At 48.6% G+C, this 25,264-nt stretch carries 27 protein-coding genes; 11 read left to right on the forward strand and 16 right to left on the reverse strand.

Annotation, left to right across the window (positions count from 1 at the left end):
* The first annotated feature begins 1 nt into the window (after window position 1).
* A complete protein-coding gene (locus BM292_RS08845; RefSeq protein ID WP_092857718.1) occupies window positions 2-625 on the forward strand; it encodes an SCO family protein in 624 nt (207 codons plus the stop codon).
* Here the strand turns inward: BM292_RS08845 and BM292_RS08850 are convergent.
* Window positions 622-1,671, reverse strand: coding sequence for a polysaccharide deacetylase family protein (locus BM292_RS08850; RefSeq protein WP_092857720.1), 1,050 nt, complete (start codon window positions 1,669-1,671; stop codon window positions 622-624). The two genes, BM292_RS08845 and BM292_RS08850, sit on opposite strands and share 4 nt — an antisense overlap.
* Here BM292_RS08850 and BM292_RS08855 point away from each other — a divergent pair.
* Entirely contained in the window at window positions 1,658-3,022 is a 1,365-nt protein-coding gene (locus BM292_RS08855) for an MATE family efflux transporter (RefSeq protein ID WP_092857722.1), read from the forward strand. The genes BM292_RS08850 and BM292_RS08855 overlap by 14 nt on opposite strands.
* Here BM292_RS08855 and BM292_RS08860 read toward each other — a convergent pair.
* Both BM292_RS08860 and nfuA read right to left on the reverse strand, forming a co-directional pair.
* Window positions 2,988-4,388 (reverse strand): DUF4397 domain-containing protein, encoded by a 1,401-nt coding sequence (locus BM292_RS08860; RefSeq protein ID WP_092857724.1) that lies wholly within the window; start codon window positions 4,386-4,388, stop codon window positions 2,988-2,990. The two genes, BM292_RS08855 and BM292_RS08860, sit on opposite strands and share 35 nt — an antisense overlap.
* Before the next feature lie 100 nt (window positions 4,389-4,488).
* A complete protein-coding gene (nfuA, locus tag BM292_RS08865) occupies window positions 4,489-5,067 on the reverse strand; it encodes a Fe-S biogenesis protein NfuA (RefSeq protein ID WP_092857726.1) in 579 nt (192 codons plus the stop codon).
* A 151-nt stretch (window positions 5,068-5,218) separates the two neighbouring features.
* Here nfuA and BM292_RS08870 point away from each other — a divergent pair, with 151 nt between their 5' ends.
* Window positions 5,219-7,843 carry a M14 family zinc carboxypeptidase gene (locus BM292_RS08870; RefSeq protein ID WP_092857728.1) on the forward strand — a complete coding sequence of 875 codons (2,625 nt, stop codon included), beginning with the start codon at window positions 5,219-5,221 and terminating at the stop codon, window positions 7,841-7,843.
* On the opposite strand, the gene BM292_RS08875 is transcribed toward BM292_RS08870, so the two are convergent.
* Window positions 7,840-8,511, reverse strand: coding sequence for a ComF family protein (locus BM292_RS08875; RefSeq protein ID WP_092857730.1), 672 nt, complete (start codon window positions 8,509-8,511; stop codon window positions 7,840-7,842). The two genes, BM292_RS08870 and BM292_RS08875, sit on opposite strands and share 4 nt — an antisense overlap.
* 34 nt (window positions 8,512-8,545) lie before the next feature.
* Between BM292_RS08875 and bioH the strand changes: the two genes are divergently transcribed.
* A complete protein-coding gene (gene bioH, locus BM292_RS08880) occupies window positions 8,546-9,343 on the forward strand; it encodes a pimeloyl-ACP methyl ester esterase BioH (RefSeq protein WP_092857732.1) in 798 nt (265 codons plus the stop codon).
* Here bioH and mutM read toward each other — a convergent pair.
* Complete coding sequence (gene mutM, locus BM292_RS08885; protein WP_092857734.1) at window positions 9,340-10,155, reverse strand: bifunctional DNA-formamidopyrimidine glycosylase/DNA-(apurinic or apyrimidinic site) lyase; 816 nt, start codon at window positions 10,153-10,155, stop codon at window positions 9,340-9,342. The genes bioH and mutM overlap by 4 nt on opposite strands.
* A gap of 90 nt (window positions 10,156-10,245) precedes the next feature.
* Between mutM and BM292_RS08890 the strand changes: the two genes are divergently transcribed.
* Entirely contained in the window at window positions 10,246-10,905 is a 660-nt protein-coding gene (locus BM292_RS08890; RefSeq protein WP_218151679.1) for a 2OG-Fe(II) oxygenase, read from the forward strand.
* Between the two features lie 62 nt (window positions 10,906-10,967).
* Here BM292_RS08890 and rpmG read toward each other — a convergent pair whose 3' ends face one another.
* The 3 genes from rpmG to radC form a co-directional block, all read right to left on the reverse strand.
* On the reverse strand, window positions 10,968-11,123 hold the full coding sequence (gene rpmG / locus BM292_RS08895; RefSeq protein WP_092857736.1) for a 50S ribosomal protein L33: 156 nt from the start codon (window positions 11,121-11,123) through the stop codon (window positions 10,968-10,970).
* A gap of 11 nt (window positions 11,124-11,134) precedes the next feature.
* Complete coding sequence (rpmB, locus tag BM292_RS08900) at window positions 11,135-11,371, reverse strand: 50S ribosomal protein L28 (protein ID WP_092857738.1); 237 nt, start codon at window positions 11,369-11,371, stop codon at window positions 11,135-11,137.
* 158 nt (window positions 11,372-11,529) lie between these two features.
* On the reverse strand, window positions 11,530-12,207 hold the full coding sequence (radC, locus tag BM292_RS08905) for a RadC family protein (protein WP_092857740.1): 678 nt from the start codon (window positions 12,205-12,207) through the stop codon (window positions 11,530-11,532).
* Window positions 12,208-12,419: 212 nt separating this feature from the next.
* Between radC and coaBC the strand changes: the two genes are divergently transcribed.
* Together coaBC and slmA are read left to right on the forward strand one after the other, a co-directional pair.
* Window positions 12,420-13,658 (forward strand): bifunctional phosphopantothenoylcysteine decarboxylase/phosphopantothenate--cysteine ligase CoaBC, encoded by a 1,239-nt coding sequence (coaBC, locus tag BM292_RS08910; RefSeq protein WP_092857742.1) that lies wholly within the window; start codon window positions 12,420-12,422, stop codon window positions 13,656-13,658.
* Window positions 13,659-13,694: 36 nt separating this feature from the next.
* A complete protein-coding gene (gene slmA / locus BM292_RS08915) occupies window positions 13,695-14,279 on the forward strand; it encodes a nucleoid occlusion factor SlmA (RefSeq protein ID WP_092857744.1) in 585 nt (194 codons plus the stop codon).
* An 8-nt stretch (window positions 14,280-14,287) separates the two neighbouring features.
* On the opposite strand, the gene gpsA is transcribed toward slmA, so the two are convergent.
* Genes gpsA through BM292_RS08930 form a run of 3 tightly spaced genes read right to left on the reverse strand, consistent with a single transcriptional unit; the run spans window position 14,288 to window position 16,263 of the window.
* Window positions 14,288-15,289: an NAD(P)H-dependent glycerol-3-phosphate dehydrogenase gene (gene gpsA / locus BM292_RS08920; protein WP_092857746.1), complete on the reverse strand. Its 1,002-nt coding sequence runs from the start codon at window positions 15,287-15,289 to the stop codon at window positions 14,288-14,290.
* A gap of 14 nt (window positions 15,290-15,303) precedes the next feature.
* Window positions 15,304-15,801, reverse strand: a complete 498-nt coding sequence (secB, locus tag BM292_RS08925) for a protein-export chaperone SecB (protein ID WP_092857748.1) — start codon at window positions 15,799-15,801, stop codon at window positions 15,304-15,306.
* Between the two features lie 33 nt (window positions 15,802-15,834).
* Window positions 15,835-16,263: a rhodanese-like domain-containing protein gene (locus BM292_RS08930; protein ID WP_092857750.1), complete on the reverse strand. Its 429-nt coding sequence runs from the start codon at window positions 16,261-16,263 to the stop codon at window positions 15,835-15,837.
* A gap of 170 nt (window positions 16,264-16,433) precedes the next feature.
* Here BM292_RS08930 and gpmI point away from each other — a divergent pair, with 170 nt between their 5' ends.
* From gpmI to BM292_RS08945, 3 genes are read left to right on the forward strand one after another with little or no spacing between them, the layout of a single operon-like run.
* On the forward strand, window positions 16,434-17,969 hold the full coding sequence (gene gpmI, locus BM292_RS08935; protein WP_092857752.1) for a 2,3-bisphosphoglycerate-independent phosphoglycerate mutase: 1,536 nt from the start codon (window positions 16,434-16,436) through the stop codon (window positions 17,967-17,969).
* The gene (locus tag BM292_RS08940; protein WP_092857754.1) at window positions 17,966-19,099 is read left to right on the forward strand and encodes a murein hydrolase activator EnvC family protein; all 1,134 of its coding nucleotides are present in this window, start codon (window positions 17,966-17,968) and stop codon (window positions 19,097-19,099) included. Before gpmI ends, BM292_RS08940 begins: the two co-directional genes overlap by 4 nt.
* Window positions 19,100-19,882, forward strand: a complete 783-nt coding sequence (locus BM292_RS08945) for a divergent polysaccharide deacetylase family protein (protein WP_092857756.1) — start codon at window positions 19,100-19,102, stop codon at window positions 19,880-19,882.
* A gap of 41 nt (window positions 19,883-19,923) precedes the next feature.
* Here BM292_RS08945 and BM292_RS08950 read toward each other — a convergent pair whose 3' ends face one another.
* Entirely contained in the window at window positions 19,924-20,367 is a 444-nt protein-coding gene (locus tag BM292_RS08950) for a hypothetical protein (RefSeq protein WP_143434087.1), read from the reverse strand.
* 313 nt (window positions 20,368-20,680) lie between these two features.
* On the opposite strand from BM292_RS08950, the gene BM292_RS08955 reads away from it, so the two are divergent.
* The gene (locus tag BM292_RS08955; RefSeq protein WP_092857760.1) at window positions 20,681-21,244 is read left to right on the forward strand and encodes a DUF4377 domain-containing protein; all 564 of its coding nucleotides are present in this window, start codon (window positions 20,681-20,683) and stop codon (window positions 21,242-21,244) included.
* A 67-nt stretch (window positions 21,245-21,311) separates the two neighbouring features.
* On the opposite strand, the gene rpoH is transcribed toward BM292_RS08955, so the two are convergent.
* From rpoH to ftsY, 4 genes are all read right to left on the reverse strand, one after another.
* Window positions 21,312-22,178 carry an RNA polymerase sigma factor RpoH gene (gene rpoH / locus BM292_RS08960; RefSeq protein ID WP_092857762.1) on the reverse strand — a complete coding sequence of 289 codons (867 nt, stop codon included), beginning with the start codon at window positions 22,176-22,178 and terminating at the stop codon, window positions 21,312-21,314.
* Between the two features lie 162 nt (window positions 22,179-22,340).
* Window positions 22,341-23,321 (reverse strand): permease-like cell division protein FtsX, encoded by a 981-nt coding sequence (gene ftsX, locus BM292_RS08965; RefSeq protein WP_092857764.1) that lies wholly within the window; start codon window positions 23,319-23,321, stop codon window positions 22,341-22,343.
* 3 nt (window positions 23,322-23,324) lie between these two features.
* Window positions 23,325-23,996, reverse strand: a complete 672-nt coding sequence (gene ftsE / locus BM292_RS08970) for a cell division ATP-binding protein FtsE (protein WP_092857766.1) — start codon at window positions 23,994-23,996, stop codon at window positions 23,325-23,327.
* The gene (gene ftsY, locus BM292_RS08975; protein ID WP_092857768.1) at window positions 23,993-25,207 is read right to left on the reverse strand and encodes a signal recognition particle-docking protein FtsY; all 1,215 of its coding nucleotides are present in this window, start codon (window positions 25,205-25,207) and stop codon (window positions 23,993-23,995) included. Before ftsY ends, ftsE begins: the two co-directional genes overlap by 4 nt.
* Window positions 25,208-25,264 lie beyond the last annotated feature (57 nt).

Genomic DNA, 25,264 nt, shown 5'->3' on the forward strand with positions numbered 1-25,264 from the left:
GATGCAAAAATTACTCATTAGCGTGGTTGCACTTATCGCACTTGTTGCCGGTGTGGTTATTTATAACACCCTACCGAAGCCTCAGCCGCAAGCGTTGGTCTATGAGCCAGCGCGTGCACTTGCACCGTTTACTTTAGAAAGTTCGTTGGGTAGTGACGTGACCAACGATGACTTGAAAGGCCAATGGACATTATTATTCACCGGTTATACGTTCTGCCCAGATATTTGCCCAACCACCATGGCAGATTTACGCCAAGCGTTACCAGAACTAACGAAACAAGCGGATGAACCGGTGCGAGTATGGATGATTTCGGTTGATCCACAACGCGATACGGTCAAACGCGTGACGGACTATGCTTCATTTTTTGGCGAGGAATTTGTCGGTGTTCGCGCTGAGCATAAAGAACTTTACCCGTTCGTGAATGGCTTAGGGTTGATGTATTCCATTCCAGAAGAAGGTGAGACTGATTACTTGGTGAATCACAGCGCTGCGATCGTTTTGGTGAACCCAGACGGCGAACGCCAAGCAATATTCAAAGCTGAACATGTGATGGGCGAAGTACCAACGGTTAATATGAAAACTATGGTAACCGACTTCGCCATCATTGCATCAGGCTATAATTAATCGGGCCAACGGCCGCGCTGATCAGCACGTATGAAGGGATGCGAGTACCAATAAAAGCGCCCTTCTTCAGACACGCTTGGCACCGTACAATTTACCCGCGAACGCCCAATAGGTAACTCTTTTCTTAACTGCACATGAAAGATATTGCCGTCCCACCGCGGTTGCAGCACATCGCTACCAGCAAAACAGTTCATCTGATTTGGATTAAAATCATCAGTCGACACGACCTCGACACGAAATGACGGCGTTAGATTATCTGATGACACCAGCATTTCTTTTGGCTCTGCGGCAACCAAAGGTAACCCCAAGCTTTTAAGTTTCGTGGCGAGTGTTTCTAAATTTGCATATTGGGCTGATGCCGGAAAGCGTGGTATTGCGGTTTTCGGACTGTACGGCGTCCATGGTCCTGAGTGTTGTCCAAAGGCAATAAAGCCATGTTCGGCTAACATCGTTTCTAATGCGACATCGTATTCCCCATACGGATACGCTAAGTGCCGTGGCTGCTCACCGAGGTGTTTATCGATTTCCTCTTGTGCGTCTAACACGTCGGCTAACACTCGTTCGCGCCAAGCCTGTTCACATTCATTTTCATAACGCCACGTCATATGCCAATGACTATTTGAATGGTTAGCAATGTGTGCACCGTACTTTTGCAACTCGAGCAACTGCTCCCAACTCATGTATTGCGACGATGCTTCGCGCATTAGTTTGGGATTCACGAAAATCGTAAACGGATACTCATATTTCTTAAACACTTCGAGCCCTTCGCGATACACGTTACGCCAGCCATCGTCGATGGTTATCGCGGCAGTATATTCTGGCACGGGCTCGCCGCTGTCGAAGCGCTGTTGAATTTCCGCCAATGACAACACCGTAAAATTATTATCTTTCAACCAGGCAAAGTGAGCTTCTAGCTCTTCGGCTGTTACCGAGGTCACCCGCGGTGTATCATCACCGATATGATGATATTGTAAGATTGCGACGCTACTGGGCGCCGCCCACGCGACGCCACTTAGAAGCGCTAATAAAACCATGATAAAACGCATTCAAAAACTCCCATCTTGGTTAGGCAAAAGCGCCGATCATCGCGCTATTTTTGCCATTGCTTTGCCCATGATCATATCAAATATCGCAGCGCCTTTATTGGGTTTAGTCGATACCGCGATCATCGGTCATTTACCCGACACCATTTACCTCAGCGCTGTCGCTTTAGGGGCGATGGTAGTCAGCTTTATTTATCTTCTCGCTATCTTCTTACGGATGACCACCACGGCTGAGATCGCTCATGCCTTTGGTGCAGAAAATCAGCGCCTCGCGCAGCGCGTTATCGTTCACGGCGTCACAATTGCCATGCTACTTGGTGTCATCCTTTTAATTATGCGCCCTTGGTTAATTGAGCTTGCTTGGCTGGTGATAGTACCAGAGCCCGAGCTGCAACATTATGCCACGCAATATATCAGTATTCGTTTATGGGCGGCGCCGGCCGCACTCATCAATTTACTGGTACTCGGAGCCCTGCTTGGCCGGCAACAAAGCCGCCTCGCAATGACGCTCGTTATTTTTACCAACGCCGTGAATGTCATTGCTGATGTTGTGCTTATCATCGGCCTTGAAATGAACGTGCAAGGTGCAGCATGGGCGTCGGTACTTGCCGAAGTTTCGACCGCGGCGCTCGGCTTGTGGTTCATTCGCGATTTACTGCCTAAACCCAGTTATTGGCGAATCACTCCTGCGTACTTTAAACAATTTGCCGCCATGAACCGCGATGTGTTTATTCGCTCTTTATTGCTACAGCTCTGTATGGCGGTCATGACTGGCTATGCTGCACGATTTGGCGCAGTGGTGGTCGCCGCCAATGCCGTGCTAATGCAATTTTTAATGCTGATCTCGCTAGGGCTTGATGGCGTTGCCTATGCAGTCGAGGCGTTACTGGGCGCGGCGCGCGGTCGGCGCGATGTGAGCAAAATACGCTACTGGATGCGGTTGACGCTGTTTTGGTCAGGTGTTTTCGCTGTTGCTTATTGTATCGTTTTCGGCCTTGCCGGTACTCAAATCATTGGTTTGTTGACCGACCTTGACGAGGTCATTCACGTTGCTGAACGATATCTCCCTTGGTTAATTCTCATGCCGCTTTTCGGTCATTGGAGTTATTATTTTGACGGTGTCTATATCGGCTTAGGGCTTACCAAAGCGATGCGCAATACCATGGCGATAAGTGTTCTAGGCGTATTTGTGCCGGTCTGGCTCAGCAGTCAATGGTGGCTAAACGAAAACAATGCCAACCATGGTCTATGGTTGGCATTGAGTTTATTTCTATTAGCGCGTGGTGCCAGCCAGTGGCTTTACCTTCGCTACAAAGGGCTTACATTGCTGGTGCAAGATCATCCATCAAAATAAGCTGTGGTGGTAAGCCACCGCCAGTCGCATCAACCGCTACAGCTGTGTAGACACCATTACCGTCTAAGGTCAGTTCTACTGGGCCGATTGCTGCTGTTTGCGTTCCTGTTGCAGTGACTGTCACAAAATAAGTCCCAGGAGTCAGTGACACGTAGCCAGTTGACACTAAGCTTGCTGCATTGAACGGCACATCGGTAAATACTGGTGTTGCATCGGTCAAGTCAGCAGTTCCAGTCACATAAATATCAACGTTACCAGCACTTGGCGAGGCATGAACTAGCTGCACTTGCGCCGCAGTCGCAATACGCCGTGCATTATCTTCAACAACAGCTAGCGTTAATGAAGCGTCACCTAAAGCACCGACTGCATAAACGCTCACGCGTTGACTTGCTGCTAAGGCTAGCTCTGCATCGTCAATCACCACTGGCGTACCACCAGCAGCGGCAACATCAACTAAGTACGTATCTGCCGGTAAATTAATAAAATCGGTGAATTCTAAAAATGCTAAGTCCGCCACAGCCGGAGTTGCTGCATTGTTGACTGTGATATCTACTGCTGGTGCATCGGCACTAGCATGAACAATTCGCAATTCACCGCCAGCGTCAGCAGAAGCAAGGATTTGCGCGCTTTCGCCATCAGCTACTTGAAGCATCACAGGAGAGTCACCGGTACCGGTATTCGTTACCGCCGCAACAACTAAGTCAGCACCTGCGGCTAGGTCCAAAGCACCACTGTCGTACACGACAGCACTGGCATCACCCGCTGCAGTAATACGTACTTGATACTCACCAGCTGGCACATCAAGTTGTGCTGAGTAGTCCGTGAATTCTAGTGTCGCAGCTGCTTGCTCGGCGCTTAAATCAGCATCAACGGCTGTTAAGTACACATCAACAGCTGGTGCGTTAGGTGCCGCGTGTACAACTTGCACACGGAAGCTACCATCTGGAATGTCCGATACTGGATTTTCAATCACTAAAGGTGCGATGGTTTCATCGGCGACGCTACCAACCGCAAAGATTTCGTAACGATTATCGCCAGCAAACTCAAGATCAGCTGGGCCAATCACTGTTGCGACGCTTTCGTCAGGTAAAATGCCATCGACTTGAATGCTGTACGAACCTTCTTCAAGCTCAAGTACGCCTGATGAAGCACCAAACGGTACGCCTTCAAGGGCTGCCGTACCATCAACAAGAACGTTGACATCTGGTGCGTCAGCTACCGAGTGATGAACACGCACAAACGTCGATGCCGGTGGCGGCGGCGGTGGTGTTACGATATTATCGGGGGTGTCGTTATCGCTACTACCGCAAGCAGCAACTAAAACTGCTGCTGACAGCGCGAGACCAAGTTTTGTGATCCCATTCATGTTTTAATCCTCATTGTGTGTATAGGCAAATCACACTACGAAGAAAGATTCAGAATGGGATCACTCTCAAAACTTATACAAGATTAATTTTTACACAACATTAATAGTACGAATGTTCGCCATGCTCGTGTTCTGTAACGTCTCGAACACCGTTCAGCTCACCTGGGAAGCGCTGTACAAGTTCTTTCTCAATGCCTTCTTTCAAGGTCACGTCAACCATACTACAACCATTACAACCACCACCAAATTGCAATACGGCAATACCGTCGGCAGTGATCTGATTGACGGCAACTTTACCACCGTGGTTAGCTAATTGCGGGTTAATTTCTGCTTGAATCACATATTCAACACGCTCAATTAATGGCGCATCGTCAGAAACCTTTTTGGCTTTCGCGTTAGGTGCTTTCAGAGTTAACTGCGAACCGAGATCTTGTTCTTCAAAATCAATCACAGCATCGACTAAGAATGGCGCACTGCCTGAGTCAACCACAGCGTCAAAGCCACTGAACGGCAACAACTCATCATCAGGCTCGACCGAGTCTGGAGGACAATATGAAACGCCGCACTCAGCTGACGGGGTACCCGGGTTCACCACGAACACACGGATATTAGTGTTATCCGGCTGATCGGCAAGTAACTTGCGAAAATGTGCTTGTGCACTTTCAGTAATACGAATCATGGGTTTACCACCTCACTGCTATACCTGAGTAATTTAGTAAGGTATATCTTATCGCAAATTTCGCGCATTGCATAGTAATCAACTTGGGAACCAGCATAGATTTTGCTAGTTTCGAGAGATTCATTTTCGCGATGCAACGTAGGAAAATCTTATGGCTCGTATTATCTCAATCACGCTATTTTGGCTATTCGCTTCGGCAACAGCTTTAGCGACCACCTTAAATGATTACTTACCGAAGGACGTTAGCTATGACCCGTCCATTCCAACTCCAAAAGAAGTACTGGGGTATGAAGTGGGTGAATGGCATGTGCGTCCAGAACAACTCGTGCGTTACATGGAAGTGCTGTCAGAAAAATCAGACCGCTTCTCGTTTGAAATTACCGGCTATACCCATGAGCGCCGTCCATTAGTGTTGGTCACTGTCACCACGCCTGAGAATCATCAGAATATTGATGCGTTACGTGACGCGCACATTGCGCTTTCTGATCCGAAGCGCAAAGGTGATCCAGACAATGCACCTTTAGTGTTATACATGGGCTACAGCATTCACGGTGACGAGCCAAGTGGTAGTAATTCAGCGTTGTTATATGCGTACTACTTAGCCGCAGCGCAAGGTGAAAAGATTGAGCGTGTACTGAAAGACACGATTATTTTGCTCGACCCAAGCTACAACCCGGACGGTTTAGCGCGCTTTGCACAATGGGCAAACCAGCATAAGAGTCAAAACCTGGTTACCGACACGCAACATCGTGAACACGTGCAACCTATGCCACGCGGTCGTGTGAACCATTATTGGTTCGATCTCAACCGCGATTGGTTGCTGCTGCAACACCCAGAGTCGCGTGCGCGCATCGCCAACTTCCAGAAATGGAAGCCAAATGTCTTAACTGATTTCCACGAAATGGGTACCGACAGCACGTTTTTCTTCCAGCCAGGCATTCCATCGCGTAAAAACCCAAATACGCCAGATGAAAACGTGAAGCTGACGCAAACATTAGCCGAAGGTCACGCAGCCGCGTTAGATGAGCAAGGCCGTTTATACTTCACCGAAGAGGCTTTTGACGATTTTTATGTGGGCAAAGGGTCAACCTACCCAGACGTACAGGGCGCGATTGGTATTTTATTCGAGCAAGCATCAAGCCGCGGTCATGCGCAAGATTCAATTAACGGCGTATTGGAATTCCCATTCACCATTCAAAACCAATTCACGACTTCGTTAACCAGCATGTATGGTGCTCACGCCAACAAACGTTGGTTCAACGATTATCAACAACGCTTCTACGATGATGCCATGGCAGCAGCTGACAAAGCTGGCTTTAAGGGTTACCTGATTGGTGACTCAAGTGATCCGGCACGCGTGAATGAAATGTTGAACGTGCTGTCGCAACACGGCATTAAAGCTTATGCGCTAACCGACACCATCAAGATTGACGGTAAAACGTACGCAGCCAACCAGAGCTATTATGTGCCATTAGCGCAAGAGCAGTACGTACTCATTCGTGCTATCTTTATGGATCAGCAAAGCTTTAAAGATAACACTTTCTATGATGTATCGGCGTGGACCTTCCCACATGCGTTCAACGTCAACTTTGATAAGTTTGATGGCTGGAGCATTAAAACCGCCGATACGCCATGGCAGAAGCCTGCACCACAAGCCGTTGAACTGGCACAAAACGCCTACGCTTATGCGTTTGAATGGCACAACTACTTCTCGCCACGCACCTTAAACCGCCTGTTGCAAGCTGGCGTGCATGTGCGTCAAGCAAACCAAGAATTTACCGCAAAAACGACTGACGGCGATTACACCTTTACTCCAGGCACTGTGGTTGTGACCCGCGCTTATCAAGAGCACGATTGGGCAGATGTACAAGCTAAATTGGCTGAGATTGCTACTGATAATCAAGTGAAAGTTCACGCGATTACTTCAGGCTTAACTCCGCGCGGTATGGATCTCGGTAGTCGCAATTTATCACCGTTGAAGCCAGTAAACGTGATGATGATTGTTGGTACCGATGCCAACATGTATGAGGCTGGTGAGGCTTGGTACTACTTGGACCGCCACGTTGGCATCCCAGTTTCGATGGTGGATACCGACCGCTTAAACCGCTCAGACTTGAGCCGTTATACCCATATCATTATGGTCGACGGGCGCTACTCGAATTTGAACAAGCACAGTGCAGACAAATTACGCAGCTGGGTAAATAACGGCGGTGTGATTATCGGTCAACAAGGTGGTGCCAAATGGCTAAGCGAGCACGATATTCTTGGTGCGAAATTTGTCGACGATAAAACGTTCCGCGACGCTTTCAAACAAGAAGATTTAAGCTATGGCGATATGGATGACTTTTATGGTCAACGTCGTCTTGCTGGTGCCATTTTCGAAGTACAGCTCGACACCACGCATCCATTAGCGTTCGGTTATCCGCGCGCAGCATTGCCAGTGTTTAAAGACAGCACCAACGCAATGTTGGTACCGGAGCAACCATTTGTCACGGTCGCCAAATACAGTGAAAAAGAGCCTCTATTGGCTGGCTTCACGGCAAAACCAAACCGTGACGTGTTAGCTGATAAAGCAGCGATTGTTGCACACCGTAAAGGCTCAGGTCGAGTTATCGCGTTTGCCGATGACATGAACTTCCGTGCCTTCTTCTACGGCAGTGCGAAATTGCTCAGTAATGCAATTTTCTTGGCGCCTGAGGTTCGACCTACCTTAAGTGACGAAGAAAATGCGGAAGCGGCGGCTGCAGAAGCAGCCGAAGCCGCTCACGCGCACTAAGTGTTCTCCCTCGGTTGATGTGGTTCAGCATACGCTAACGCCCACCCATCAACCACTTTGGCCCCGCGTCGTGTCAATGCATCTGCTGCGGCAGACATTGATGCGCCGGTGGTCAAAACATCATCAATAATTGCCAGTTTTAGTCCACTCACATCACGACTGCAGTGCATACTTCGATGCATATTTTGCCAGCGCTGTCCTGCGCCAGCATGATGCTGCGCGCCATCATCATCGCGAATGCGCCGTAATAATCCTGTCGCAACCGGCAGCTGCACGAGTGCGGCCACTTGGTGAGTAAGCAAACCGGCTTGGTTGTAGCCACGTTGACACCAACGTTTATAAGTCATAGGCATGGCAACCAACATATCTGGCCAAGCATCTGGCTTTTCCCGATAGCAGTGTTGTACTTGTGCAGCTAAAAATGGTGCGAGAATGCCGGCCAACTCCGGGCAACGTTGAAATTTGAAGCGGTGAACGAGGTGTTGAATATCCGGTTGCCAACGAAAGGCGGCAAACCAATACCGGCCTAAAGCAAGTTCCGGACGCTGGCAACGCCAACGCAAACAAGAAGGCGGTAACCGTGGTAAATCATGTAGACAAACGTGGCACAGCCCACTTGTTTCAGCAATACGTAATGATTGATCACACAACCAGCAATACCCTAACATAGACGCATCCTTTCGCAGTGATAGAGAATGTAAAATGGTAGCTTCAGTTTGGCGTGCCGTCAGGGGCACAGGGACGGATATTGTTGTACTCCATGGCTGGGGCTTAAATGCCAATATTTGGACGCCCGTTGTGACATCATTAGCGCAGGTTGGCCAGCTTCATCGTCTCGATTTGCCTGGTTATGGCGAATCGCCTTGGCCAACCGATACGCCGTTAACTTTCGAGAATTTATGTGAGTTAACGCTCTCAGCACTACCGGAGCGCTGTCATCTCATCGGCTGGTCGCTTGGTGGCCTGGTCGCCACAGAACTCGCACTGCGTTATCCCGAACGTTTTTATAGTTTGACCACGGTTGCGTCCTCGCCCTTTTTTCCAGCTGAAAGCAACGCGACAGAGGGTGACTGGCCTGGCATTGAGCCACATATTTTAAATACCTTCGCCAAGCAACTTAGCAAGGACTTCAAACGTACCGTCGAGCGCTTTTTAGCGTTGCAATCACTCGGTTCACCTCATGCGCGAGAAGACGTGAAACAAATCAAAGAATGGCTGTTTGCGAAGCCCATGGCGTCGGTCGAGGTGTTGGATGCCGGTTTAGACATGTTGGCCAGCGTTGATTTACGCAAGCGATTGCCGGAATTACAAGTGCCCTGCCTACGCATGTACGGCAAGCTTGATGCACTGGTACCGAAAGCGGTTGCTGAGCGCATCAGTACGTGGTTACCGCAGAGCGAGTGCTACGTTGCACCCAAATGCAGTCACGCACCGTTTATTAGCGATCCAGAAGGTTTTATCAATCGGTTAGTGCCGTTTTTACAGCAGCATATGCCCTAGCGCTGACAGCTTGGGCAGTACACCGTGCTGCGCTGTCCAAGCCGGATTTCTTTCAACCGACCCGAGCAGTTCATGCACAATTTGCCGCCGCGCCCATACACCATCAATTCTTGTTTGAAATAGCCCGGTTGACCATCGACTTGGGTGAAATCCTGTAAGGTAGTGCCACCCTGTTCAATCGCTTTAGCTAGCGTTGCTTTGATGATGGGAACTAACTTTTCATAGCGTTGCTTACTGACTTTCCCAGCGGCGCGTTTCGGATGAATCCCAGCTTTAAATAAGGATTCATTAGCGTAGATATTGCCAACGCCCACCACCACATGATTATCCATGATAAAGGTTTTGATGGACTGTTGGCGGCCGCGCGATTCGGCAAATAAGTAATCCACGTCAAACGCTTCCGTGAGCGGCTCGGGGCCAAGCTCGCGTAATAGCGGATGGTCTAAGCTTGGATGCTCTTTAGAAAAAAGCCAGCAACCAAAACGACGCGGGTCATTGAACCGTAAACACAAGCCCGTAGTTAGCACCAAATCAACATGGTCGTGTTTCACTGGCGGCGTCGCAGCAGGAACCACACGTAACGCTCCAGACATGCCTAAATGGACAATCACGTAGCCTTTTGAGGTATGCAAGATAAGATACTTCGCACGACGTTCTACCTGAGTAATCAACGCGCCGTCGAGCTGCTCGATTTCCGGCGACACCGGCCAACGTAACCGGTGATCGCGCACAACAACGTGGCTAATTTGTTGATTTTCAAGGTGCGGTGCAACACCGCGTCGACTCACTTCAACTTCAGGTAATTCAGGCATACTCTATCCACAGTGGCTTGTGTTTATTTAGCGGCTACATTATATTCGCGCAACGCTTACTTGTCTCAATTTCATCGGAGTTTCACGGCATTGACACTATCGGCTCCTAGACAACTCGACCCCAACGCATTTCGTACCTCTGCAATTGATTTTGACCAACTTGCCGAGCGTGGTTATGTGGTAGTGCCAAACTTTTTAGAAGCCCCCTATTGTCAGCGTTTGTTTGAGTATGCGCAATCGTTACAACCAACCGACTGGCAACAAGCTGGGATTGGGCGCGCGGATCAATACACCACCAATACTGCCGTTCGCCAAGATAAAATTCGTTGGCTACAGCGCGACTTTCAACTCGAAAGCGCCTACTTAACCATGATGGATGACTTGCGTGTACAAGTGAACCGCGAATTGTTTATGGGCTTGTTCGACTATGAATGCCATTTGGCGCATTATCCACCCGGCGCATTTTATCGCAAACATCTTGATGCCTTTAAAGGGCGCAGCAATCGCATTCTCACGACCGTGTTTTATCTCAATCCAGAATGGCAGGAAGCCGACGGTGGTCAGTTGGTCATTTATGGTGAGCGTGGGGAGGTGCTTGAAACTATTTTGCCCGAAGCCGGTAAGTTAGTCGTCTTCTTAAGTGACGTGTTTGTGCACGAGGTATTGGCTGGCAATCGCGACCGCTTCAGTATTACTGGATGGTATCGGCATAATACAAGTATCAACGGGGTGATTGACCCCACGCGTTAGAAACACGAATTTCAGACACAAAAAAACCCAGCCAGGCTGGGTTTTTTGTGCTCAGAAGAAGCTTACTTAATTTTAGCTTCTTTGAAAACCACGTGTTTACGAACCACTGGATCGTATTTTTTGATTTCCATTTTTTCTGGCATGTTGCGCTTGTTCTTGTCGGTAGTGTAGAAGTAACCAGTACCGGCAGAAGAAACTAGACGGATCTTATCACGCATGGTTTAGCTCCTTACACTTTCTCGCCACGAGCGCGCAAATCTGCGAGCACCGCGTCGATACCATTTTTATCAACAATACGCATACCTTTAGTAGAGATACGCAACTTAACCCAACGCTTTTCTGATTCTACCCAGAAGCGGTGAGATTGCAGGTTCGGCAGGAAACGACGCTTGGTCGCATTGCGCGCGTGAGAACGGTTATTACCGGTAACCGGACGCTTTCCTGTAACTTGACATACTTGTGACATCGTTTATTTACTCCAAAATTGCTTCAAGCTCGCCTGTCGCCCATCGCGGCCTTGCCTTGAATCCGAGGGCGCATTTTATACAGCAAATCGGCCCGGCAATCAAGTGATCGCTGATATTTTTTGATCTTTCTGATCCTGTAAACGGCGGCGCTACTTTACTACAAGAGTCCGCGTTCGGCAAATGAAACTGGTGTTCCCGCACCAATTACGAAGTGATCCAGCAGGGCAACATCGATCATGCTCAATGCCCGCTTGAGCCGCTCCGTCACGCGTTGATCCGCTTGACTAGGCTCTGCCACACCCGACGGATGATTGTGCGCAAGAATAACTGCGGCGGCATTATGTTGCATCACTAATTTTATAATTTCTCGTGGATACACCGGCGCCGCATTGATCGTGCCCTGAAATAATTCGACGTATTTCAATAACCGATGTTGACTATCAAGAAGTAAAACGACAAAAATTTCTCGCTGTTGATGGCGTAATTGCGCGGTTAAGTAATCGCGAACCATGGCCGGTTGGGTAAAACCGTCATCACGACGCAATTGACACGCCAAGTAACGTCGCGATATTTCCATCACCACCTGCAGTTGCATCACGCGCGCCGGCCCCAGCCCTGGTTGCTCTAACAACACATCAGCACTTGCCGCCAACATGCCACCGAGTCCATCAAATGCGCCGAGTAAATCACGGGAATAGGCAACAACATCCTTACCACGAATACCGGTACCCAGCAGAATGGCTAATAATTCGGCGTCGGTTAGGGTTGCCACGCCTAACTCCGCCATTTTCTCTCGTGGTCGTTCGGCTGCCGGCCAATCTTTTACGCTTGTCATGATCACTCCTTGATCGCTTGAGTCTATTGGATAAATAAAATGTATCAGTGATGCCAATAAGCTAGCACAAGGCAAACCTCAACTTGGTGAATTACGATTCTGTACATAAGGCAATACGGCAATGGCTGAAGGGTAAATTGGCGAAAATTTGTATATCGCGAATTTTGGAGGTTCGTGATATTGTAAAAACAGTTTAAAGGTAAGGACTTACTATGAGTACAAGCCCCAATCAGCCGTTACTTGGTCGTCGCATCCTGCTTGGTATCAGCGGTGGGATTGCTGCGTACAAAACACCTGAATTAGTACGCCGTCTAAAAGACTACGGCGCCGATGTGCGTTGCGTGCTGACCCAAGGTGGGCAGGCATTTATTACGCCGCTCACACTGCAAGCCGTTTCCGGTAACCCAGTGCACCATGATTTGCTTGACCCAGCCGCAGAAGCTGCCATGGGTCATATTGAGTTAGCAAAATGGGCCGACCTCGTCTTTATTGCGCCAGCGTCAGCTAACACGCTTGCGCAACTCGCGCATGGTCATGCCGGCGATTTGCTGAGCACACTATGTTTAGCAACTGCGGCACCTGTCGCTGTCGCGCCGGCAATGAATCAACAAATGTGGGCACATGCCGCCGTGCAAGCGAATTGTGAACTATTACGGCAGCGTGGCGTTCAAGTCATCACCCCGGCCAGCGGTGCGCAAGCATGTGGCGATGTTGGCGCTGGCCGCATGCCTGAGCCACTTGAATTGCGTGAAACTATCACTGCGCTACTCGCGCCGCAGGCTACAGAGCTGAGTGGCAAGCATATTGTGATCACCGCCGGCCCAACCCGCGAAGCGATTGACCCAGTCCGTTACTTAAGTAACCACAGCTCTGGGAAAATGGGCTTTGCACTTGCCGCCGCAGCGCAGCGCATGGGCGCACAGGTCACTTTGATTGCTGGACCAGTCAACTTAGCAACGCCAGCCGGTGTGTTACGAGTTGATGTGGTTAGCGCCGCAGAGATGCACACAGCCGCGCTACAGGCAGTCGAGAACGCTGATATTTTCATTGGCTGTGCAGCCGTTGCGGATTATCGTCCTGAGCAAGTCGCCGATAATAAAATCAAGAAATCGAATGATGGCATGCAGATAACGTTGGTGCGTAACCCCGATATTCTTGCCGACGTTGCGGCGCTGAAAAAAGCGCCATTCACCATCGGTTTTGCTGCAGAAACGAATGATGTTGCGCACTATGCGCAGGACAAGTTAGCGCGTAAAAAGCTCAATATGATTGCCGCAAACGACGTCAGCGACACCAGCATAGGATTCAATAGCGAAGACAACGCGATGGTCCTATTCTGGCGAGAAGCAAACAACACCGTGCAACAGCAAGCACTCGCACGCGCTAGCAAATCAGCCATCGCCCAACAGATCCTGCAACAAGCAGCAAAGCTTCTATCGAATAACCAATAACGAATAACGATCAACGACAAACAGAAGGAGTTTTGCGTGGCCGCGAAACAAGACCGAAAGCAAGAAATCCTAGCCGCCTTAGCTACCATGCTAGAAACCAGCCCAGGCCAGCGTATTACCACCGCTCGTTTAGCTAGCGAAGTGGGCGTATCAGAAGCCGCACTTTATCGTCACTTCCCATCAAAAGCCAAGATGTTTGAAGGGCTGATTGATTTCACCGAAGACGCAATTTTATCGCGCATTAATCAAATTTTAGAGAATGAAAAAGACACGGTAAATCGCTGCGAAATGATCGTGCGTTTAGTGCTGACGTTCGTCGAACGTAATCCGGGTATCACCCGTATCCTGACTGGCGATGCACTGCTTGGCGAACACGAGCGTCTGCGTGGTCGAGTGCTTGGTATTTTCGAAAAAGTCGAAGCGAATTTGAAGCAGGTGCTTCGTGAGCGTCGATTGCGCGAACAGGTTCGTGGTGGTTTAGATGAAGGGATGTTAGCGAACTTAGTGATGGCGTATGCCGACGGCAAAATCACTCAATTTGTTCGCTCAGAGTTCAAGCGAGCGCCAACTGAGCACTTTGATGAGCAATGGCAAACCATTGCCCAACAGTTACTCAGCTAACAAAACGATTATTCAGAAGTACGTGCCCGGCTCAGTAAGTTAATTGCGGCTTGCTGAGGCGTGGTATCACCGTACAACACGTCGTAGAGTTGCTCACAAATCGGCATTTCCACACCATGCCGCTTCGCCAATGCAACGACTTCGCGGGTATTGCGATAGCCCTCAACAGCTTGACCAATTTCTTTCATCGCTTGATCAACCGATTTCCCCTGCCCTAAAGCGAGACCAAAGCGACGGTTGCGCGATTGGTTATCGGTACAAGTGAGAATCAAATCCCCTAAGCCAGCCATGCCGGTGAAGGTTTCTGGCTTCGCCCCGAGTTTCAAACCAAGCCGTGTCAGCTCGGCCAAACCACGCGTAATCAAAGCAGTGCGCGCATTCGCGCCAAAGCCGATACCATCAGCCATACCAGCACCAATCGCAATCACGTTCTTAACCGCACCACCCAACTGTACGCCAATAAAATCATCGTTGGTGTAAACACGGAAACTACGATCGCAATGCAGTAACTCCGAGAGTTCTTCGACAAACTGCGGATCGGTTGACGACATCGAAATCGCGGTCGGTAACCCTTTCGCCATTTCCATCGCAAAGGTGGGTCCAGACAGCACTGCCAAAGCGTGTGAATCACCAAGAATTTCCTGCGCCACTTCAAACAGTAAGCGGCCAGTTTCTGGTTCTAAGCCTTTGGTTGCCCATGCGACACGAGCGTCTGGTAGTAAGTTTGGCTGCATGTCTTTCAACACTTGAGCAAACGCACTACTTGGCACCACCACCACAATATTTTTGCAGTCGGCAACCGCTTCGGCTAAATCAGCGGTCACATGTAAAGTGTCAGGAAGTTGAATACCAGGAAGGTAACGCGTGTTCTCGCGCGATTTCGCCATGGCTTCGATTTGTTCGACGTCACGGCCCCATAAACAGGTTTGTGTGCCCTTACGAGCAAAACAAAGTGCTAGGGCAGTTCCGTAAGAACCGGCGCCTAGCACTGTTACTTGCGAATCACGCATAGATTGCGCTGATATTACGCGTCAGCTTGGGCAGCTTGTTGCTGCTGTTGCTGTTGTACGTGTTGTGCAAATACTGCATCGAAGTTAACTGGTGCTAAGTTCAACTGTGGGAACGTTGCACGGCTAACTAGGCTTGATAAACACTCACGCGCATATGGGAACAAGATGTTCGGGCAGAATGCACCTAACAAGTGAGCGCGTTGGCCTTCTTCAATTGCGTCAGACACAGAGAAGATACCTGCTTGGTGAACTTCACCAATAAATGCAACGGTTTCACCGATTTTGTTGGTAGCCGTTACTTTCAGAACAACTTCGTAAACACCTTCGTCGATTTTGGTGTTTTTCACGTTCAAATCTAAGCTCAACTCAGGTTTCCATTCTTGACGGAAAACTTCTGGTGCATTTGGCGCTTCAAACGAAACGTCTTTGGTGTAAATGCGTTGAATTTGGAAAGCTTGTTGCTGTTGCGCTTCGTCTTGAGCGGCGCCGTTTACTTGCTGTTCGTCAGCCATTTTAATACGTCCTATTACTGAAAGTTACACTTATTATTTTTTAACCAGTGGGAAACTGGCGCCCTGCCAGGCTGAGATTCCACCTTGAAGTACGGCAACATTCTCAAACCCAGCTTTGCTAAGCGAAGCTGCTGCGGAACGCGCAGTCATTCCTGTTGCACATACAACCACGATGGGGGCAGATTTGAATTTCTCAAGAGCCTGCAACTCATTTTTTCGAATCTTATCGGCGGTAACATGAATTGCGTCTTGAATGTGGCCCTTACGGTACTCGTCCATCGAGCGGATATCAACATACACACCATCGTTTTTGTTAACTAACAAGGTGGCTTGCTGCGGCTCGAGCAATTTGACTTTTGAGGTTGCGCCTTTCACGTAACTGACAATAATCGCGATCAGAAGGATGACCCACAACAGGCTCATAAAGTAGTGGTCCATCGCGAAAGCGAGAAGTTGATCCATGGGGTTGCCTACTCCAATTGAAAAAAACAAGGCACAGAGTATACCGACTGCAACGCACGTTGCCAGTAAAATTTGCCACGAAACGTCGGTTAGAAAGGATGCGTTACGCTGCAAAATCGCATAAAATAAATTCAATTTTTTGAATTTACTGAAAAACCACTGAGGAAGTCATGGCCAAGCCACATACACCGTTAGCCCTATTGATTTTAGATGGTTGGGGTCATCGTGAAGCCGCTGAAGATAATGCCATTGCTGCAGCTAATACACCAACCATGGATAAGCTTTGGGCGACGCGCCCGCATACCTTAGTTGATGGTTCAGGAATGGCGGTTGGTTTGCCCGAAGGTCAAATGGGTAACTCAGAAGTAGGTCACGTAAATTTAGGTGCCGGCCGTGTGGTCTATCAAGATTTCACTCGTATTAGCAAAGCGATTGCCGATGGCGACTTCTTCACAAATAAAGCGTTAACCGAAGGTGTCGACGCTGCCGTATCGGCTGGTAAAGCCGTACATATTATGGGTTTACTATCGCCAGGCGGTGTGCATAGCCATGAAGATCATTTATTAGCGATGGTCGAGCTCGCCGCTCAGCGCGGTGCAAAGCATGTTTATGTTCATGGCTTTCTCGATGGCCGCGACACGCCACCGCGTTCCGCCGCAGCGACGATTGAGCGTTTCGAAAAGCAATTCATGCAATTAGGCCTTGGTCGCTTCGCCACCCTATGTGGTCGCTATTTCGCAATGGACCGCGATAAGCGTTGGGACCGCGTTGAGCAAGCATGGCGAGCGGTTGTGCACGCGCAAGCGCCGTATAAAGCAGATAGTGCCAGTATCGCATTAGCAAACGCTTATGAACGTGACGAAAGCGATGAATTCGTGAAGCCAACATTGATTGGCGACGCTGTTCCTATTCAAGATGGTGACAGTGTCTTCTTTATGAATTTCCGCGCCGACCGCGCACGCGAATTAAGTCATGCTTTCTTGGATACAGAGTTTGATGGCTTTGAGCGTGGACAGCGTCCGCAGCTATCAGCGTTTGTGATGCTGACCGAATACGCCGCCGATTTAAAAGGCCCGATTGCATATCCACCAGAGAGTCTTACCAATGTACTCGGTGAGTGGCTTGCCAAGAATGACTACAGTCAACTTCGCATCTCTGAAACGGAAAAATACGCACACGTTACGTTTTTCTTCAGCGGTGGTCGTGAAGAAGAGTTTGACGGTGAGAAACGTGTGTTGATTCCATCGCCGAACGTTGCAACCTACGATTTACAGCCAGAAATGAGCTCAGAGCAATTAACCGACGCCCTCGTTGATGCCATTCGCCAGCGCCAGTTTGATGTGATTATTTGTAACTATCCAAACGGTGATATGGTAGGGCATACCGGTAATTTCGATGCGGCAGTCAAAGCCGTTGAAGCCGTCGATCGTTCCATTGCGCGGGTTGTTGAAGCGCTCCAGGAAGTTGGTGGCGAATGTTTGATTACTGCTGATCATGGTAACGCCGAACAAATGCAAGACCACACCACAGGTCAGTCGCATACCGCGCACACCAGTGAGCTGGTACCGTTTATTTATGTGGGTCGTGACGCCACCGCTCGTGAAGGCGGCACATTATCAGATGTCGCCCCAACGATGCTGCATTTGCTTGGTCTTGAACAACCGCCAGAAATGACCGGCACACCGATTGTGACGTTAACTTCGTGAGACGCATTCTTGCTGCACTCCTCATCCTCCTGTTGTCGCCAGTAAGCTGGGGACAACAGCCCAGTGCACAAGAACAAGCTGCAACCGAAGCACAATTAGCACAAATTGCTGAAGAATTGAAGAAGCGCGAAGCCGCCATTGGTCAGCGGGCTGAACGCTTGAGTATTACCGAACGCGAGTTACGGCAGTTGGAACAACAAATGGCGACTGTTGCGAGCGAACTTAATGCGACCCAGCAGCGCTTAGCCGATATTCGTGGCCGTATTAACGACCTTCAACAACAAGAACAAACACTCACCGAACAACTTAAAAGCCAACGCAAACTCCTCGAGAAGCAACTGGATATGGCTTACCGCATGGGTGAGCACGACTATTTAAAGTTGATTCTTAAGCAACAAGAACCCGCCAAATTCGAGCGCCTGCTTGGCTATTATGGCTATTTTAACCGTGCCCGACTCAAAGAGCTTGACGATATTCGCGCCACCCAAGAGCAACTAGCTCAAGTGCAAGCCGACGTTGTCGACCAGCAGCAGCAACTAGCCCAACGCGAACAGCAACAACGCCAACAGCAAGGGGTATTGAAAGCTCAGCAAGGCGAGCAACAACAACTTGTGAAGCGACTGCAACGTGAACAATCGGCTGACCAAAAGCGTATTGATGAATTAAAGCAAAACCAAGAAGCGTTGGAACAAGTGCTGGCGGCAATTCAAGCGGCACAACGTGACGAGCCTCGGTTGGTTGGTTTAACTGAACGCAAAGGTAAAATGAGCTGGCCGGCCGACGGTAAAGTGGAACGATTATTTGGGCGCCAACGCAGCGGCGGTGTGACTTGGAAAGGCGTCGTGATCAAAGCTGATGCAGGCGAGCCTGTCAAAGCGATCGCCGATGGTCGCGTGCTGTTTGCCAATTGGCTGCGCGGTTATGGCTTGGTGATTGTACTCGACCACGGTAATGGCTATATGAGCCTTTACGGGCATAATCAAACGATATTGCCAGCCGAAGGCGACGTGGTTAGAGCCAATGAAACAATTGCTTTGGTTGGTCAGAGTGGTGGTGTTGAAGATCCTGCGGTATATTTTGAAATTCGCGTTAAAGGTGACGCGGTAAACCCCGTTAACTGGTGTCGCTAAATGACTTCATTATTAAGAATCGTGATGATTGCAGCTGTCATTTTCACTCCTACTGCCATAGCAGAAGAGACAGCGTTACCACGTATTGCGATTGTGATTGATGATCTTGGTAATAGTCGATTCCAGCAACAGTTTGCCCAACTCCCGGGCCCGCTAACCCTTGCCATGTTGCCACACACACCTTATGCCGAACGCATTGCACAAAGCGCACAGCAGAACGGCAAAGAAGTGATTATTCACATGCCCATGCAGGCATCGGCGAATGATGACGCTGGTGCTGGAATGTTGTCATCAGAAGATGATAAAGCCGAAACCATTCTGCTCATGGAACAAGCCTTTATTCAAATACCGCAAGCGGTCGGTATGAATAATCATATGGGGAGCCGGTTAACGGCATTGATTGAGCCAATGCAATGGGTGATGGAACAACTGGCTTTGCGCAATTTCTATTTTCTCGACAGCCGTACAACCGCTGCTACGCAAGCCGAAAATGTCGCCCGCGAGTTCGGTATTCCAGTTGCACGGCGCCACGTATTTCTGGATAACAACCCAGAACCTGCCGAAATTGCGTTGCGCTGGAAAGATCTCATTCGTCATGCTCACAAACACGGCGAAGCGATCGCTATTGCGCATCCACATCGCTCCACACTTGAGTTTCTAAAAGAAGTTCTGCCCAACATCGAGCGCCACTACGGCGTTAAGCTTGTCGTTGCGTCTTCTTTAGCCGAACGCCCCGACACCGAAACCATTCAGCTCACTGAACACAAAGTTATTACGCCCTAAGTTAAGTAATCGGTTTTGGTTAGATAGGCTTTTACTCAAAATTACGGAAACTCTAAATATTGTCTGTATCTTTTAATTCTGCAGAGCTCATTTTCGCAAAAATCTAATGTGAAACTGTCAAAAAAATAATCTGATTCAATATAGATTGTCCAACGAGTAGCGCCGGCAAACATTGAATAATTCAGCTCATTTAAAACTGCTTCAACTCGTTTTGGTACCGGTTCATTGGCTGTATAGATTTGCATGACTAATGGCTCACGTAAATCTCCAACACCGACGATCTTCAATGCTTTTGGCAAGCTATCGAACACTTCATGCCGGGATATTCCTATACTTAATCCATATGCCTCGCCGTGTTCAACAGTGGAATCGATAGCACTAAGATACAAAAAAGCGATGGCGCTCGTAATTAGCGCGAATAACAGCGCACCTACCAATCTCAATAGCATCGCGACTTGACGAGTGATTACTCCCGAATTACTCACAAATAGATTCCGACTTCTTGTCATATTGATTGAAATTTCATCCTCGTCATCGCGCAATATTTGCATCAAAATTCAGCAATATTAATATCTTTCTCTATTATTACAATTCGCTTTATCTAGATAATGACCTTTACATTGTACTTGTTGACTCGAAGTTGAATAATTGGAATTATGATTTTGTAACTGAAAGCAAAATTTTATCAACAAGTTACCTTATTTGATCGGTTTACTGGTGGTGAATCGATTTCTACGAGTTTAAACGGATTTTAAACGGATTTTAAACGGATTTTAAACGGAAAGGATATCTACCCAAATGAAAATTAAAACTATTTTTCCCATCCTAATGACTGCAACTTTAATGGGTTGTGGCGGCTCGAGCGACTCTAACGAAGGGACTGAGTTTAATGTCTCTGTCGAGTCAGCACCGGTCTATTATGGATTAGGCATTCAGTTCACACCGGCTTTAGCCGCAACCGCAACATCCGACAGTGGTCGTGAAATGTTTACTGATAGTATTGTTGGTTTCGAACATGAGTTTGGTACATCGTATGAATTGCGCGTTGTCGAAAAAGATGTCGAAACAGACAATGTCGCTGATAGCAGTGGGACATCTATCGAGCTTGTTGAAGTCATTAGTTCACAACCCGACGCAGTTGGTACAAGCTACGTGTACAACGAAGTGACGCTAGAAGGCAATCCATTCACGGCCAACGAGCAAACAGCGGGCGTATATGCGTTTTATCAGTATGATTTTCTTTGTGCTGAAAACGTCGACTGTGATGGCCTTGTTGCGATAGCCGACAGTGGTGGTTTAGTCAGTGTTGAGTTTGAATACACCGGTGGTGAAGTTCCCATTACACTCGTGTGGTGGAATTAAGAACTAATTACCAAGCAAATAAAAACGCCGGCGATGAAAGCCGGCGTTTTTGTTTTCAGAATGCCTTTTAAGACATTGCCATGCGTAGTTTCTTCATGGCATTTGCTTCGAGTTGACGTACACGCTCAGCAGAAACCTGATATTTGTCCGCAAGTTCCTGCAACGTGGTTTTATTTTCTTCGTCTAACCAACGGGCACGTACGATATCTTGGCTGCGCTCATCAAGTGTATTAATCGCTGACAACAAGCGGCGCTGCGTGTGGTCTTCCCACTGCTCATTTTCCACTTCTTCAGCTAAATCTGAACGCTTGTCTTCAAGATATTGTGCTGGCGAGTAGGTGCTACCCTCCTTCGCATCATCATCGTCAGAGCTTAATTCGAACGCTTGGTCATGCGCGCTCATGCGCGCTTCCATTTCCAAAACTTCGTTGGTGCTGACACCTAACGTTTCAGCAACGGTGTTGACTTCTTCATTGGTGAACCAACCTAAGCGCTTCTTCATTTTACGCAAGTTGAAGAACAATTTACGCTGTGCTTTGGTGGTTGCAATTTTGACCATGCGCCAGTTTTTCAGCACATACTCATGAATTTCGGCTTTGATCCAATGTACTGCGAACGACACTAAGCGGACGCCAACCGCTGGGTCGAAACGACGCACGGCTTTCATCAGACCAATATTACCTTCTTGAATTAAATCGGCTTGAGGCAGGCCGTAACCTGAGTAGCTGCGGGCAACATGTACGACAAAGCGCAGGTGCGACATGATGAGCTGACGTGCAGCTTCTAAGTCGTCCTGTTCGTGCAAGCGTGTCGCCAGCTCGCGCTCTTCCTCTGCCGATAACATAGGAATGCGGTTCACTGTCGAAATGTACGCCTCTAAGCTGCCACTCGACTGTGGAACAGCTAATGCCATACTAGTAATTTCAGAGCTCATGCAACAACATCCTCTCTCACTGGTGTCTGCACAACATTATCCAGACACTGCTCAGACCACTTTTCGGTCTTGAAGTTCCCTCATTCTAGCAAAATTGACGCCGCTGACAATGACTGCTTTGGGATGAATTTTGATCACTTGTTCTATCCATATGGGGATAGATTATTGTGGTTCAATAGTCCGTACGTGTTTTCTTACTGCAATATACGAACCTAATAATCCCAAGCCAATTGCCAGTAGCCATAATACCAGCATTTCATTAAAGGTTAGCCCAACTAAGGTGAACTGACTTTCATACAATTCACTGATATCAGTAACGGCGCCAGAAATCCATAAAATCATTACGGCGGTTGCCAGCCAAGCGATCAATCCGCCAACAAAACCATACCAAACGCCGGTGTACAAAAATGGGCGTTGGATATAACCGTCGGTTGCACCCACCAACTTCATCACCATAATTTCATCGCGTTTGCTATTAATATTCAGGCGAATGGTGTTGCCAACAATCAGCACCACCGCAATACACAGTAACGCTGCGAGAGCTAACAAGCCATCACGCACTAAATTCAATAAAGCTTCAAGCCGCTGCAACCAATCTAAATCAAGTCGTACTTGCTCAACTTCGCGCTCATTACGCAATTGCTGAGCCAGTTGTTGCGCTTGTGTCGTCCCACGCTTATTCGCTACCGGTAATACTAACAACACATCCGGCAGCGGATTATTGGTTAGCGCATCGAGCGCTTCACCAAACCCTGAACTTTCACGAAACTCTTGCAGCGCTTCGTTTTTATCAATCCAGCGCACGCTTTCAATATCGTTCGATAAGCTCAAACGCTTATGAAACGTTGACACTTCTTGCTGGCTTAAATCTTTACGCAGAAACAGTGTGATTTCCGAGGCATGCTGCCAATCTGCACCAATCGCTTCGGTATTTTTCACCACCACATACAGGGTTGCCGGTAGTGTCAGGCTCAATCCCAACACCGCCATGGTCATCAGGCTTGCCATGGGATACCGCGCAAGCTCACCGAGGCTGGCAACCGCTTGTTGTACATTGTGCACCCAGAACATGACAAAACGACGAAAGCCCGAAATATTGACCTGCTGGGCGCCTTGCTGACGAGAACGAAACAGTAAACTCATGGCTTAGCTCTCCTGCAACCCGTCGTTAATCATGCGCCCATCGCGCAACGTCAGCGTGCGGTATCGCAGTCGGGCAATCAACCCTAGATCATGCGTCGCGATCAATACGGATACACCAACTCGGTTAAAGTCTTCAAATAGCTTAATGATTTCCATCGATAATTTCGGATCAAGATTACCGGTTGGTTCATCGGCTAAGAGTAGCGGCGGTTTATTCACAACCGCACGTGCAATACCAACACGTTGCTGTTCGCCACCCGATAACATCATTGGGTAATGACGCACTTTGTCGCCTAATCCGACTTTTTCGAGCGCAGCATGCACGCGCTTACGCGCCTCTTGCATGCTGTAACCTTCAATTAATAGCGGCAATGCGACGTTATCAAAGACTGTTTTGTCCATCAGCAAACGGTGATCTTGAAAAATCATACCAATGTCACGCCGGGCATAAGGAATTTGGCGAGAATTAATGCGTTTAAGGTCGTGACCATTAATCATCACGCGGCCAGCGGTCGGCCGTTCCATCATACTAATGAGCTTGAGTAAGGTACTTTTACCAGCGCCAGAATGACCGGTTAGAAACGCCATTTCACCGGGTTCTAGGTGAAAGCTGACATTGGTCAATGCCTGAAAGCCACCTGGATACGTTTTACTCACCTGCTCAAATTTGATCATGATGGTTGCGTCTCTTTCAGTTCCCGTTGAAATAAGGCATCGACAAACTCTTGCGCATCAAATTGCCGCAAATCATCTATTCCCTCGCCCACGCCAATGTAACGAATCGGAATATTAAACTGGTCAGCAATCGCGAAAATAACCCCGCCTTTTGCTGTGCCGTCTAGTTTAGTCAGTGTAATACCACTCACGCCAACAGCCTCAGTAAATAATTTGGCTTGGCTAATCGCATTTTGCCCGGTGCCAGCATCTAACGTCAGCATCACTTCGTGCGGTGCGTTTTCATCCAGCTTGCGCATGACCCGTACTACTTTTTTCAGCTCATCCATCAAGTGCGCTTTATTTTGCAAGCGTCCCGCGGTATCGGCAATGAGTACATCAACACCACGCGCTTTGGCTGCTTCAACTGCATCATAAATGACGGATGCACTATCTGCACCGGTGTGCTGCGCAACAACCGGAATATCATTGCGCTGCCCCCACACTTGTAGCTGCTCAACCGCCGCCGCTCGGAAGGTATCACCGGCAGCGAGCATCACCGATTTGCCCTCACGTTTAAATTGCTGGGCGAGTTTACCAATCGTGGTGGTTTTACCGACGCCATTCACGCCAACCATCAAAATCACATATGGACCTTGGTGATCTGCAGGAATCGTCAACGGCTGCGCCACAGGCGATAAAATATCAGTCATGTCCTGCTGTAAAAGCTTAAAAAGCTCTGCGGAGTCTTTAAGCTGTTTCCGATTCGCTTGCTCAGTTAAACGCTCAACAATTTTGAGTGTGGTTGGCACGCCTATATCAGCGGTCAAAAGCTGAGTTTCGAGTTCTTCAAACAGGTCATCATCAATTTTTTTATCTTTAAAAATGCCCCACAAACCGTCGCCAATGGCTGACGATGTTTTGCGTAACCCTGCCGTTAACCGCTTCCATAAACTTGGCTTTGACTGGGTTTCAGGTTGTTTGGCTTGCTCGGCAGCTTTGGATTCGGCGGTCACTTGAGCACAAATTTCAGCGGCATCGGGTGCGGCGACCTCTGCTACGGAAGGCTCTTCTGAACGCGCATCTGACGCGACTGTTTCATGTTCAAGTTCCTGCTCTTGTTGTGCCTCTTGCTGCTGCTCGTGTTGTTCGTGGTCTTTCTCTGCCGATGCCTGTTCAGCATCGTTCTGTTTATTTTTGCGAAATAACGAGAAAAAAGATCCTTTGGCCATGCCTGCTTTACCTTTGGAAGTTCACTGCTGCTCGGTTTACAATGGCACACAGTTTAA

This window comes from Pseudidiomarina tainanensis (genome assembly GCF_900115255.1).
Taxonomy (GTDB): domain Bacteria; phylum Pseudomonadota; class Gammaproteobacteria; order Enterobacterales; family Alteromonadaceae; genus Pseudidiomarina; species Pseudidiomarina tainanensis.

What these genes read in the sequence shown, in the direction of transcription:
- BM292_RS08845 (WP_092857718.1), top strand. Translation starts at nt 2, where the DNA reads ATGCAAAAATTACTCATTAGCGTGGTTGCACTTATCGCACTTGTTGCC.
- BM292_RS08855 (WP_092857722.1), top strand. Translation starts at nt 1,658, where the DNA reads ATGATAAAACGCATTCAAAAACTCCCATCTTGGTTAGGCAAAAGCGCC.
- BM292_RS08850 (WP_092857720.1), bottom strand. Translation starts at nt 1,671, where the DNA reads ATGCGTTTTATCATGGTTTTATTAGCGCTTCTAAGTGGCGTCGCGTGG.
- BM292_RS08860 (WP_092857724.1), bottom strand. Translation starts at nt 4,388, where the DNA reads ATGAATGGGATCACAAAACTTGGTCTCGCGCTGTCAGCAGCAGTTTTA.
- nfuA (WP_092857726.1), bottom strand. Translation starts at nt 5,067, where the DNA reads ATGATTCGTATTACTGAAAGTGCACAAGCACATTTTCGCAAGTTACTT.
- BM292_RS08870 (WP_092857728.1), top strand. Translation starts at nt 5,219, where the DNA reads ATGGCTCGTATTATCTCAATCACGCTATTTTGGCTATTCGCTTCGGCA.
- BM292_RS08875 (WP_092857730.1), bottom strand. Translation starts at nt 8,511, where the DNA reads ATGTTAGGGTATTGCTGGTTGTGTGATCAATCATTACGTATTGCTGAA.
- bioH (WP_092857732.1), top strand. Translation starts at nt 8,546, where the DNA reads ATGGTAGCTTCAGTTTGGCGTGCCGTCAGGGGCACAGGGACGGATATT.
- mutM (WP_092857734.1), bottom strand. Translation starts at nt 10,155, where the DNA reads ATGCCTGAATTACCTGAAGTTGAAGTGAGTCGACGCGGTGTTGCACCG.
- rpmG (WP_092857736.1), bottom strand. Translation starts at nt 11,123, where the DNA reads ATGCGTGATAAGATCCGTCTAGTTTCTTCTGCCGGTACTGGTTACTTC.
- rpmB (WP_092857738.1), bottom strand. Translation starts at nt 11,371, where the DNA reads ATGTCACAAGTATGTCAAGTTACAGGAAAGCGTCCGGTTACCGGTAAT.
- radC (WP_092857740.1), bottom strand. Translation starts at nt 12,207, where the DNA reads ATGACAAGCGTAAAAGATTGGCCGGCAGCCGAACGACCACGAGAGAAA.
- coaBC (WP_092857742.1), top strand. Translation starts at nt 12,420, where the DNA reads ATGAGTACAAGCCCCAATCAGCCGTTACTTGGTCGTCGCATCCTGCTT.
- gpsA (WP_092857746.1), bottom strand. Translation starts at nt 15,289, where the DNA reads ATGCGTGATTCGCAAGTAACAGTGCTAGGCGCCGGTTCTTACGGAACT.
- secB (WP_092857748.1), bottom strand. Translation starts at nt 15,801, where the DNA reads ATGGCTGACGAACAGCAAGTAAACGGCGCCGCTCAAGACGAAGCGCAA.
- BM292_RS08930 (WP_092857750.1), bottom strand. Translation starts at nt 16,263, where the DNA reads ATGGATCAACTTCTCGCTTTCGCGATGGACCACTACTTTATGAGCCTG.
- gpmI (WP_092857752.1), top strand. Translation starts at nt 16,434, where the DNA reads ATGGCCAAGCCACATACACCGTTAGCCCTATTGATTTTAGATGGTTGG.
- BM292_RS08945 (WP_092857756.1), top strand. Translation starts at nt 19,100, where the DNA reads ATGACTTCATTATTAAGAATCGTGATGATTGCAGCTGTCATTTTCACT.
- BM292_RS08955 (WP_092857760.1), top strand. Translation starts at nt 20,681, where the DNA reads ATGAAAATTAAAACTATTTTTCCCATCCTAATGACTGCAACTTTAATG.
- rpoH (WP_092857762.1), bottom strand. Translation starts at nt 22,178, where the DNA reads ATGAGCTCTGAAATTACTAGTATGGCATTAGCTGTTCCACAGTCGAGT.
- ftsX (WP_092857764.1), bottom strand. Translation starts at nt 23,321, where the DNA reads ATGAGTTTACTGTTTCGTTCTCGTCAGCAAGGCGCCCAGCAGGTCAAT.
- ftsE (WP_092857766.1), bottom strand. Translation starts at nt 23,996, where the DNA reads ATGATCAAATTTGAGCAGGTGAGTAAAACGTATCCAGGTGGCTTTCAG.
- ftsY (WP_092857768.1), bottom strand. Translation starts at nt 25,207, where the DNA reads ATGGCCAAAGGATCTTTTTTCTCGTTATTTCGCAAAAATAAACAGAAC.